We start from the raw sequence: 12,038 nt of genomic DNA on the forward strand, positions 1-12,038 counted from the left end.
GCCTACCCGTTTACCAGTACTACCGATTCTTTTATTTTACCATCCATCAATATCCGAAGTGATTGCTCAAACCGGACATGTCTGAAGTACTGAGTTCTATGAATTTCTTCCTGCTTGTTTAAAGACTCCCAATTCACAAACTCAGAAACAGTTGTTTGATTCACCGAAAAATATCCAATATTCATAGAAGTAACATTATGAAAAAAATGGGAACCTAATGAAGAATCAAGTGGAAAATTCTCCAGACTGATTTCGACAATGATCTTAGCATTGGAAATTTGAGCCCAATTGACAGGAATACCCAAAAAAGGATCCCGGGTTCCCCATCTTCCGGGACCAATCAGGATATACTGTTTATTCTGTTCTACCATTACCCGGTTCAGATATTCAATCTCACCAGCCATTTCCAGTGTTTTCATATTGTTGAAGTGTTCATTGTCTATATAAATCACATCGTAAATATCCTGAATCTCTCCGTTTCCCAAACTGGTCTTTGTATACAAGAGGGTCTTTGACTTATCAAACTGATCTATATCAAATTTTATACGGGCCTGACTGTCTACAATGGGTTTAGTCTGTAACAGGTAAAATGTGGGAAGCCCGTTATCAGCCTTGTGCAGATCAAGAGCATATTCAATTTCTATAGGAGCTCCCAATGCCTCTTTGATAATATTGAGGATGACCTCAATTGTTTTGGCCAGGGGAACATAGTCATACTTCAAAATATTGGCGAAATTCAGGATTCTGGGTCCGCCGATAGAGAGCCCCGGAACAACTCGATCATTCTGCTGATCATAAACAGAAGCACAGTGCTTCAAAGTTCCATGCTTTTCGGCCTCACTGATATCCAGAAGCGCCAGTGATGCCAGCTCTCCCTCCCGAGCATAATCACGATTATTTTTCCGGCAATCCAGAGCATAAAATTTGACCTGGGAACCGTGAATCAGGTCTTTTACGGAATACATATCAACATTGGGATAAACGGGTGAAAAACGGTAGGAGTTCATGCCATCCACAACATACGAACCCAGCCCCAGTGCCGCCATGGCAAAACCCTCCTCCGGTTTCATATGGGCCACGGGATAATAGTTGTAAGAACAGGCAGTCCCGCTGATATGCGGATAGTAATAATCGCCATGCTGCTGGCCCACAAGCTCCTGCAGAACAACCGCCATTTTTTCATCTTCCGCCTTATGGTGGGTGACCTTGAAATAAGACTTTGCTTCAGAAGAATAAACGGAGGCAAAAACAAGTTTGATGCCCTGCCTGAGGTTTTCCAGTGTCTGCTCCCTGTTTTCCTCACAATTGGGTATGATATAGGTATGAAAGACCCCGGCAAAGGGCTGAGTGAAGGAGTCTTCCGACAGGCTGGATGACCTAATGGCGATCGGTTTCTGAACATGTTCCAGGAAGAAAACAAGCTTTTCTTCCAGCGACGGAGACAGTTGGCCCAATAAGAATCGCTCCTTGATAACATCAAAATGAACTCTGTCACCAATAATCAATTCATAGAGCTTATTATGACGAATAAAGTGATCAAACTCATCTGTTCCGATGATGACAGTCTTAGGAGTTCTGATATTAATCAGTCCCGAGAGTGAAGCAAAATCGAAGTTATAAATCAGTGTGTTGATGAAAGCCAGCCCCCGCCCCTTGCCTCCGAGAGAACCATCGGCAAAGGTGATTATATTTTTTTCTTCAATATTCAAGGCCTCATCAAAACGAAGGATTTTCCCTCTTTTCTTTGTTTCCCGATATTCTTTGATCATTTCAAGAATGGTGGATCTATGGGACAGGACATCTTCCATGCTCCCAATCCTGAGGGGATTGATGGCCTTGGCCAGCTGTATTTCCCCTCTGGCCATAAGCCAGATAGAATACTGATTTTCACAGGCATGAAGATAAAATGTCTCATCTGGAACAACTGCCAGCTGTTCTTCAAACTCCTTGAGAGTTCTGGCTCTGCCAATCTGATTCCCGGCCTTGTCCCTGAAAATGAAATCTCCGAACCCGAGATAATCATTCAGATACTTCGTTAGATCATTCAACAGGGATTCTGAGTTTTTGTTGATAAAATAGACCCCCAGATCATCCGCTTTTTGTATGTTTTTATTTTCCGAAGATTGAAGGATAATGGGAACATTCAACATATGGGACTTTACATATTTTATAAATTTGAGACCTGCCGTTTTATCGAGGGTTCCCCCTTTTTCATACTCAATATCAGAAATGACACACAGAAGATAATCTTTGTACTGATTGTATAGATGCATGGCATCTTCATAGTTTCTGGCCAGAAGGATTTTTGGCCTGGATCTCATCTTGCAAATCTTATCCAGCTCATTTTTTTCAACTTCGGGCAAAAGCTTCTGCACCTGTCCAAACACGATGGCATACAAAATCTGAAGGTATTTGGAGTAGTACAAAGAAGAGTCTTCCACCAAAAGGATAACCCTAACCAGCCCGACCTTGGTATCATTGGCAACGTTAGCCTTATCTTCAATCGATTTCACGATGGCAAAGATGATTTGTGAGTCTCCGTTCCAGAAAAATAGCTTGTCCAGAGTCTTGGAACTGTCCACCATTTCTTCAAAATATTTAATATTCCGTTTTTGATTGAGCAACAGGTAAACAGGAAGAAAAGGAGCCTTTTCCTTGATTCGTTCACTCAAAGCAAGGGGAGCATCCCGGTCAATTCCGACCATAATCACCACGAGGTCAAAAGACTTCGTTTCCATCATTTCCAAGGCTTCTGAAGCAGTGGTCACTCCGGTTATCCTAGGCAAAGAAAACAGACTGTACTGGTAAATTTCACCCATGAACCGTTCGAAAAATCCGTCTTCACTTTCAAGTATGAAGGCATCGTAGAGGGTGGCCACAAAAAGGATCTCTTTCACCTTGTACTTCATCATATCCAAATAGATATATTTATCGAGAACCTGTTGATTGAAAAACAATTGCAGGGGCTGCTTATTGGTAACAAGAGACTTCTTGTACTCCTCCTGCTTTTCAATTTCGACCTTTTTATGAATATTTCTCCTGTAGATATCACGGCCCTTGCTGTTATTCAGATATCCAGTGACCAATTTCCCGATATTTGCCAGAAGTTCCCGTTCTTCCTTGAGAAACGGCCCCTCATAGGCCTTTGGGAATTCCTTTAAATAGACAACTTGAATATACCCTTTTTTATTGTCGATGGTGACGAAGTTTTCTTTCTGGCTCCATGAAGTTTCTCGGAACCCAGCTGTCTTGTAATCCATGCCTTCATAATGAATATTGATTCTAGTCTGTCTTGGATATTGCCAGGAGCGGCAAAGATGATGGGCAATACTTTGTAGTGTTTCTTCTACAGGTCTAGATTCCGCTATCAGCTGGGATGTCTTGTTGATCCCCCGGAGCTCCTTTAGCCGTTCTTTGTTTTCAGACAACAATCTGTTGAAGATATCTGCCCCAGCAGAACCGGATATGAGATTGGAAAGGTTAATAAGTAAATCTCTCTCTTCCTTCAAGAAGGGTCCATCATCCTCTTTGGGGCACTCTTTGAGAAGGAAAACTTCAATGAGACCTTTTTTGCCTCCCGGAGATTCAAAATCCTGACTTTGTTTCCATTCTGTTGCTTTAAATCCGGGGCTAGTATACTCCTTGTTGTCAAACTTGATCCTGATCACCGTGTGTTCAGGATACTTCCACGACTCAGGAAGGATATTGCAAAGCTTCTGCAAAGAGTCTTCAAAGCTGGAACTCTCCTTTAAGACTTCCGAGGTTCTGTTTATACCCCTCAATTCCTTTAACCGTTCTGTATTTAAAACAAGGAGTTCCCGAAGAGATCGGTTGGAAGAAGTTCCGGAAATAATGGATCCCAAAATATTCAGGAGAGTCCTTTCTTCCTTTAAAAAAGGCCCTTCAAAGGCGGGAGGGAATTCTTTGAGATAAAAGATCTCTATCCTCCCCTCTTTGTGATCAGGAGTCTCAAATAATTGATTCATTCTCCAGGGGGTTTCTTTAAAGCCCCGGCTTTCGAATATCTGATCATTAAAAGAAATCCTCACAACTGTGTCTTCCGGATACTGCCAGGCTTCGGGAAGTAAGGAGCAGATCTCCTGCAGGGCCTCTTCCAGGGTGCTGTGTTTTTGCAGAATCAGGTTTGTCAAACTGATGCTCTTCAGTTCTTTGATGCGTTCATTGTTATCATGAAACAGACGTTTGAGCCTAAACTCAGAAATATATCCGGTTATGAGATGACCCAAGAGATGAATAAAATCATGAGAAAACAATGACTCATGAGGATCCGTATCATGAGAATAAAAAATATCTAGAAAGCCGTGGTTCTCATCCGGAAGCTTCAGAGGGAGTCTCTCAAACCAGGGAGTTTCTTTAAAACCAGGGCTAAGAGATTCAACCTCGTCTACCTTGACTCTCACAAAAACCCTTTGATTAGGATGTGCGGAAACAGAAATCAAAGCCACTATTTCGCCAAGGATAAGCTCACAGGGTTGATTCAGATCGATTGCACCGTAAAGACGGCGGATAAGATCCATTTGCAGAGTATGAACGGCTTCTATTGGAATCATAATGGTACTCCCGGGATAATCAGGCCTGTGGATAAGGGTAAGACTCCATTATGACCATGCCTAGCTTTTCAAGTCAATCATGAATTTTTTGAAGCAGCAGATACAATTATTAGCCCCCCCCCGAAAGAACAGGCCAGATTATTTTCTATTTCAGAGACAATCATTGAAATACCGCTACAACAGGAGTATCATGATTCATGACTAACAACGTTGGGAGAGTTTATGAAAAACAATAAGGCAGATATGCGGTGGATTCTAAACGGGAAAAAAGATCTTACTTCGGTCATTAAGCAATTTCCCCTTGAAGTCGTACACGAAGTACGGAATTTCCATTCTCAGATTCCTGGATATAAAATATCGCCCCTTAAAAACCTGAACAACCTGGCACGCATGTTCGGTGTCCGCGGCATCTGGATCAAAGATGAAGCAGAACGACTTGAGTTGAATTCTTTCAAGGTTCTGGGCGGATCCTTTGCACTCTATAAATTCATACAAAAAAAACTGGGTCTTGAAGGACAGCCTCTCACATACGATTACCTGATATCCAAAGAAGTCAGAGAGAAATTGGGAGAAATCACTTTTGCCTCGGCAACCGACGGAAATCATGGACGTGGCATTGCCTGGGCGGCGGGAAAGTTGGGCCATAAATGTGTAATTTACGTACACTCCGAGACCTCTGCACCTAGAATACAAGCCATCCGTGATTATGGAGCCACAGTAAAAATTATAGAGGGAAATTATGATAATGCCGTAAGGCAGATTGTGGTAGACTCGGCCAAAAATGGCTGGAATGTGATATCCGACACATCCTGGGACGGATATGAAACTGTCCCCACTTGGATCATGCAGGGTTATACCACCATGTTTCTTGAAGCCCAGGAACAATTCAGCGGTCAGGGAATCATTAAACCCAGTCATATTTTCGTTCAGGCCGGAGTGGGTGCCCTGGCGGCCTCCGTTATAGGTTTCTACCACAGCCTCTTTGGTGAAAAGGCTCCGATTTGTGTCGTAGTTGAACCTGAAAATGCGGACTGCCTCTATGCCTCGATGAAGCAGAATGACGGGAAACCCCATAGCATCACGGGGTCATTGGATACAATCATGGCCGGACTGGCCTGCGGAGAGCCAAGTCCCCTGGCCTGGAATATCCTGAAAGAAAAAACAGATGCCTTCATATCCTGCCCAGACTACATTGCGGCCAAGGGGATGAGAATATATGCAACACCTCTAAAGGGTGATCCATTTATTGTATCGGGTGAATCCGGTGCGGTAACCCTGGGAGCTCTCATCGGTATTCTGACCGAAGAAGGCTTGAAGGATCTCAAGGAGTCATTAAAACTGGACAGCCAGTCACAAATTCTCCTCATTAATACCGAAGGTAATACAGACCCTGATCATTTCAGACAGATCATCTGGGAAGGAGCCAATCCCGTCCCAAAAGAGTTCTGGACTAAAAAGAACGGAAAGGCCTGACTTTTCTTTTATAAATATTTATTCCGTATTAAGCTGGATTAGACCATGAAATGAAACGGAAAACAATAACAGGAATGAGCAGTTAAATCCTTAGCTGCTCATTCCTGATGTCCTAAAGAAATCAAAGTTTTTCGCTTATACACAAGGACCAATACGTAATAACTCAACTAAACCAAAAGCTCTGGGATATACTTGATATCAGAGCCTGACTCATCATCTTTTCCGGGAGGATTCTGATGGAGGTTTTCTTCCTCGTCTAAACGCTGATCCTTATATAGATTATGAATATAATTCTGAACAATAGTCTTAGCCTGACCGCTGCTGTCTTCAAAGACAGAGATAACCGCAGTTGAAAAAATTGACTCCCGAGAACAACCCAAAAGATCACCAAAATGATTTGATTTGACATAACTGTCAATATTTTCCGAAGCGAGAATGGAGCGGAGAATCATCTCATCGGAAGGATTAAAAACCTTTACCAGATCTATGACGGTTCTCCCTTCAACATGTTTTAAAAAGGTCTCATTCAAATCGGCAAGGTTGGTCTCCTCATCTTTCCCTTCTTCATGCACTTTCGTACTCCGCTTCATCAAAAAAAGCAGGATACCAAGGATCAATAGACCCAGGATGATCATATATAGATAGTTCATTTGTACTCCCTAAAATTTAAGTATAATAGATTTTTTACAGAAACAAAAATAGAGCCAGATACAAGAACTTCTCCAGGAGATCCAGCGGAACCCCAGTCCAATCGTCTTTTAGTCGGAGACTCATTCGAATCTGTTCTATGAGGCATAGGTTTTATCAAAACTCAACCCTATAATTGCAAATGACACTTCATTAACTACAAGAATATGAGTATCATATAAGATACTATGAAATTAAAAAATGTTTATAAATCTTCCGAATATGAGATCCAACTGAAGGCTCCAATTTTACAAATTGTATTGTATGTCCTCATCTCCGCGGCATCTTTAACCGTGGTGAGTTCTTTTCTAAATGGTCTTTATATTGGTTCTGCCCTCCTGGGTGTTCTGGATGGATTTCTACTATACAGTCTGTTTATGAACAGGCGTGGCCAATATAAAAGAGCCGCCATCAGTGCAATCTATTCACTGACAGTCATTATCATAGCAGCCCGCTTTGCCAATGGGTATGATGGAGAGCACAGCATAGCCAATGCCGCTCTCACGGGCTCCATTATAATCCTTCTGGCAACAATATTTTCTCCTCAGAAGATTCATCTCTATATTATAACAGGCATAGCGTCTCTCTACTTTGTTGTTTTCATTGCCTGGGTCTATATAGGGAAAATGTTTTCAGAATTCTCTGCAGGATTTTTTCAGCAATTGACCTCTTCAGTGGCTATCTTTCCGGTAATTGCCGTTCTGGCAGTACTTCTTAGAAAGATTATGGACAAGGTCCTCAATGAAGCCCTGCTTCGAATAGATGAAAGTGACCGGGTAGCCAATAAAATGACAGACCTAGCTGGTGAAGCCTCAGAAAAGCTGCATCTGGCTCAGAGTATGGATGATCAGGCAAAGGAAACCGTATCAGTGGTTAAGGAAATTGAAACCTATGCTGAGGATGTAACTCATCAGATGCAAAACCTGACATCCCGCTATGAATCGTCTACTTCATCTTTAAAAACTATTGCAAAGAATATGCAGTCCCTTGATAGAATTGCCCTGGATCAGTCTGATAAGATTTCTGAGACAGGGGCCGCTCTGGAAGAAATGGTCGCATCCATCAAGAGTGTGCTAAATGTCATACAGGTAAAATCTGCCTCGGTTCAGCAGCTTAGAGATTCTGCTGAGCAGGGTGTTTTGGTCATTAACAGCACAGCGAACTCTTTTAATCAGGTACGCGGTCATATCGATAATGTGAGGGAAATGGTATCCATTATCGCAGGTATATCAAGACAGACAAATCTACTTTCCATGAATGCAGCCATTGAAGCCGCTCACGCTGGTGATGCTGGTAAAGGTTTTGCAGTGGTAGCAGATGAAGTCAGAAAATTGGCTGAATCAAGCTCTCTTAACTCAAAAAAAGTCAATGAGACATTGAATCAGCTTATTGCATCCATTGAAGACACAGGAACAAATGTAGTCAACAGTGGTGAAACATTTTCATCAATTGGTTCTGAAATAGAACAAGTGAGTCTCGCCATTGATGAAATCAGGGAAAGTATCATCGAATTATCCTCCGGAAGCGATGAGATACTGTCTACCACGTCTGTATTGAATGAGCTCACCACAGAGGTCATTGACGCAGTCAAGGTTGTAAAAGAAAACGAAAGCAATACCTCAGTTGATGTTGCCAGCCTTGGAGAGTTTATGAATTCCCTGGCAGCAAGCATGTCCAAAATAAGCAAAGGAAGTTCTGTGATTCATAAGACCTCACTGGGATTAAGTGAAAAATGTAATATTATCAACGATTATGTGCAGGATTTCAGTGGCAAACTAGAAATATAGAAAACTCCCTGTATTATCTAATACAGAAGATATTTAATGAATGAGCCAGAGATCAGGAGAGATCCCTTATGGTCAGACAATCATTCGAGAGGATGATTCTGTTTACAAAGAACCATGAGCTGAGGGCTCAGACAAGGTCCAGATGATGCATTCACTGCTTAGATTCCAGTACAGGTTGTCCTGGTTCTATTCTTTAATCAGAATCTGAATATTTTATTTTTAAAGCCAGCTTTTTGTATATTTGCATTGGTTCAGAGACCAGTGTAAAAAAGTGCCTCGGGGTCTGCCAGAGAATTGGGCTGCTAGCCTCTCGGACTATTGTGATCCTCCAACGTTAATACCCTGCTAAAAATGAATACTAAATACATGTTTGCTCATAAAAATGACAGTTACTACAGAATCAAACTACGATTATTTGTGAATTCCAGACTTGTTATTACTCTTATTATGCATTATTAAAGTCCCTATTCTACTATTGAAAGCTAAAAGACCTATCCTCTAAAGACTGAAGATCTATATAAACTGTCTAAAGCTGAGACGGAGTATCAGTTTGAAATAACCTTTGATAGCATCTTTCAAATATCACAAATAAAAGAACCTTATCTAATGATATGTGTTATACACCAAAAATATTAAATTTCCCTAGTCACAAGTATTAACATAAAAAATGTCATAACATTTACATCTACCATAAATACAAATAGTTGAATAGAATTTCAACTATTTTCATATTGAGAAGGAATATATTTTATTTGGAAAAAACTACAACAATGTAAACGCTTACTTAAATAGATAACAATTTGCTAGAAAAGTAGCAAATTATTACACCTAAAAGAATTTATCCTTGACTATACAACCGATACAGGCCTACACTCATGTAAACGCTTACATTAATTTTGGAGGATTTATGATTTCAGGAAAAATACGTTGGGGCATCCTTGGTACAGGGTACATTGCTGAAAAGTTTGCCGAAGCACTCTCATTTATACCGGATGCAGAATTAGTTGCCGTTGGTTCTAGAAGTAAAAACACAGCAGAAAAATTTGCTTCGAAATATAAAATCCCGAATCCTCATGGCAGTTACAAAGGGTTAATCGAAGATCCTGAAGTTGATGTTGTCTATGTCGGAACATTGAATAATGTCCATAAAGACAATTGTATTATGGCTATTAATGCTGGCAAGCCGATTCTTTGTGAAAAACCATTCATGGTTAATTCTAAAGACGCAATAGAAGTAATTACCTTAGCTCGTGAAAAAAAGGTGTTCCTAATGGAAGCCCTATGGACCCGTTTCATTCCTGCTTTTACAGAAGCTCGCAAAATGTGGGAATCTGGTGTCATTGGAGATGTCAGGATGGTATCTTCAGATTTTGGATTTTTGTGTGAACGGTCAACAACAAATCCTTTGTTTGTTTCTGAGTTAGCTGGTGGAGCCTTCATGGATGTTGGTCCCTACTCTGTCTCCATGGCTCATATACTCTTTGGTGAGCCGGATGAAATTACAGCCCTTGCTGATATGGGTCCAACAGGTGTTGATGAACAAATTGGAATGCTTTTCAAATATAAGGGAGGAGAAATAGTACTGGGATATTCCAGTTTCAATGTAGAATCTCCTAAGGAAGCAACAATTTCCGGAACAAAGGGTTATATCCGCATACATGAACCCTTCTTCTGTCCCACCGGATTTACATTGCACTTGAATGGTCAAAAGCCGCAAGTATTCGAAAGTCCCCTAGAAGGAAATGGCTGGAATTATGAAGCAGTTGAAGTGATGGAATGCCTTCGTGCCGGTAAACTGGAATGTGACTTGGTTCCCCATGAAGAAACCCTGGCACTAGGAAGAACTATGGATCGTTTTCGGGCTCATATAGGTCTGAAATATAAGGGAATTGAGTAAAGATTTATCTTAAGATTAAGTCTCTATTTTAATGGTATAGGAAAATTAAGGAGTAGTATATGAAGAAGAAATTATTCTGGTTGTCCGTCCTGATAACGAGCCTCTTTCTAGTTGTATCCTGTGGAAAAGAGAAAAAAGAAGCTAATCAGGTTTCAAGTGTTAAGGAGAAGACAAAAGTCGTTATTTTTGTTGGTTTTGGTACAGGCACAAATCCTGATCAAATAGCGAAACAGGAGGCTGTACAGGAAGCCTATAATTCAACTCATGACAATATTGAAATTGAATTTCTAATCGTTCCTCATGATGAAGCGAACGACAGGTATCTGGCCATGCTCTCAGGAGGAAATGCTCCACAACTTGTTGGCCCCAACGGTATTGCCGGTTTAGCTCAGCAACATGGTAGCTGGAGCGATATCTCTCAGTTCATAGAAGATGACAACTTCGATATGAGTGATTTTTATCCTGAATCGATAAATCTTTTTTCTGATTCCGATAAATTGCTGGGATTACCCATTGGTGTCTTTCCTTCCATGATTTTCTATAATAAAGATATTTTTGATTCAGCAGGTATTGATTATCCAACCCATGATTATAGTGATAGATCATGGAATTATGAAAAACTCAGAGAAATTGCTATTGAATTAACAATGGATAAGAATGGAAATAATCCAACCTCTCCCCAATTTGATCAAAAGAATATGCAACACTGGGGTTATGATGATTCCTGGATTGCAGCACGGGGTTATCTTGCAAAATGGGGTGCTGAATTTGTAGGAAGACCGACAACTCCGGACTATAAAACAGCAACAACAAATAATGAAGAATGGGTTTACGGCCTGCAATGGCTCAGCGATGGAATATGGAAAGACAGATTTATTCCTGATGCTGCAGGACAATCTACCTACTATGGTGCTGGTGCAGATCCATTTGGGGGAGGCATGGTTGCTATGTTTGAAAGCCATACCTGGTTCTTTGCTGAAGGATTAGGAAGCCTTTCTTTTGAACACGATATTGCTCCCATACCCTTTAATCAGAAGGGAGAGCGGATAGCTAGAATCCATGCTAATATTTTTGCCATTCCTGAAGCAGCCAAAAACAAAAAAGAAGCATGGGAAGTTATGAAATGGCTGACAGCTCCTGAACAAGCTGTCGAGATGGCTCTGATTTATGGTTGTATTCCAGCCAGAGTCTCCTTGTCAGATGACTTCCAGACAGTTCTGGAAAAAGAATATCCAGGTTTGGATTATTCGGTTATGTATGAAGGGATTCAGTATTTAGATGATCCACACCATGAATCATGGGTTCCTGAGTGGTCCCGTGTTGAAGAAATAATGGGAAATAGCGCTTCTCTGGTCTATTCAGGAGAAGAAAAGGATGCCCGAATCATTTTAGATACAGCGAATAAAGAAATTCAGGATCTACTGGATAACTATTGGGAATCACATTAATAGTTAAATAGCAATTGAGGCAGAGACAGATGTGTTTCTGCCTCTCAATTCAACTTTGTTGAGGAATATTTCAGATCAAATGGAAGTATTTAAATTGAAAAAATTATCTAGAAATCGACAAGAAGAGATTGAGGCTTATCTCTATACTATTCCTTGGATTATCGGTTTTATTGCT

Annotated in this window: 6 protein-coding genes; 4 read left to right on the forward strand and 2 right to left on the reverse strand. The window is 40.9% G+C overall.

The genetic code is table 11. From position 1 onward, the window contains the following. Positions 1-2: 2 nt before the first annotated feature. Positions 3-4,571 carry a PEP/pyruvate-binding domain-containing protein gene (locus tag EXM22_RS08575; protein WP_149486116.1) on the reverse strand — a complete coding sequence of 1,523 codons (4,569 nt, stop codon included), beginning with the start codon at positions 4,569-4,571 and terminating at the stop codon, positions 3-5. Between the two features lie 222 nt (positions 4,572-4,793). Here EXM22_RS08575 and EXM22_RS08580 point away from each other — a divergent pair, with 222 nt between their 5' ends. Next, positions 4,794-6,044, forward strand: a complete 1,251-nt coding sequence (locus EXM22_RS08580; protein ID WP_149486117.1) for a diaminopropionate ammonia-lyase — start codon at positions 4,794-4,796, stop codon at positions 6,042-6,044. Positions 6,045-6,211: 167 nt separating this feature from the next. Here the strand turns inward: EXM22_RS08580 and EXM22_RS08585 are convergent, their stop codons facing one another. Further along, positions 6,212-6,694: a hypothetical protein gene (locus EXM22_RS08585; RefSeq protein ID WP_149486118.1), complete on the reverse strand. Its 483-nt coding sequence runs from the start codon at positions 6,692-6,694 to the stop codon at positions 6,212-6,214. 225 nt (positions 6,695-6,919) lie between these two features. Here EXM22_RS08585 and EXM22_RS08590 point away from each other — a divergent pair, with 225 nt between their 5' ends. The 3 genes from EXM22_RS08590 to EXM22_RS08600 all read left to right on the forward strand — a co-directional run bounded on the left by EXM22_RS08590 (position 6,920) and on the right by EXM22_RS08600 (position 11,863). Further along, on the forward strand, positions 6,920-8,518 hold the full coding sequence (locus EXM22_RS08590) for a methyl-accepting chemotaxis protein (protein ID WP_149486119.1): 1,599 nt from the start codon (positions 6,920-6,922) through the stop codon (positions 8,516-8,518). A gap of 907 nt (positions 8,519-9,425) precedes the next feature. Beyond that, positions 9,426-10,415: a Gfo/Idh/MocA family protein gene (locus EXM22_RS08595; RefSeq protein ID WP_149486120.1), complete on the forward strand. Its 990-nt coding sequence runs from the start codon at positions 9,426-9,428 to the stop codon at positions 10,413-10,415. Between the two features lie 59 nt (positions 10,416-10,474). Continuing rightward, positions 10,475-11,863 (forward strand): ABC transporter substrate-binding protein, encoded by a 1,389-nt coding sequence (locus EXM22_RS08600; protein WP_149486121.1) that lies wholly within the window; start codon positions 10,475-10,477, stop codon positions 11,861-11,863. Positions 11,864-12,038: the final 175 nt, after the last annotated feature.

Source organism: Oceanispirochaeta crateris (assembly GCF_008329965.1).
Taxonomy (GTDB): Bacteria; Spirochaetota; Spirochaetia; order DSM-2461; family DSM-2461; genus Oceanispirochaeta; species Oceanispirochaeta crateris.

What these genes read in the sequence shown, in the direction of transcription:
- EXM22_RS08595 (WP_149486120.1), top strand. Translation starts at nt 9,426, where the DNA reads ATGATTTCAGGAAAAATACGTTGGGGCATCCTTGGTACAGGGTACATT.
- EXM22_RS08585 (WP_149486118.1), bottom strand. Translation starts at nt 6,694, where the DNA reads ATGAACTATCTATATATGATCATCCTGGGTCTATTGATCCTTGGTATC.
- EXM22_RS08600 (WP_149486121.1), top strand. Translation starts at nt 10,475, where the DNA reads ATGAAGAAGAAATTATTCTGGTTGTCCGTCCTGATAACGAGCCTCTTT.
- EXM22_RS08590 (WP_149486119.1), top strand. Translation starts at nt 6,920, where the DNA reads ATGAAATTAAAAAATGTTTATAAATCTTCCGAATATGAGATCCAACTG.
- EXM22_RS08575 (WP_149486116.1), bottom strand. Translation starts at nt 4,571, where the DNA reads ATGATTCCAATAGAAGCCGTTCATACTCTGCAAATGGATCTTATCCGC.
- EXM22_RS08580 (WP_149486117.1), top strand. Translation starts at nt 4,794, where the DNA reads ATGAAAAACAATAAGGCAGATATGCGGTGGATTCTAAACGGGAAAAAA.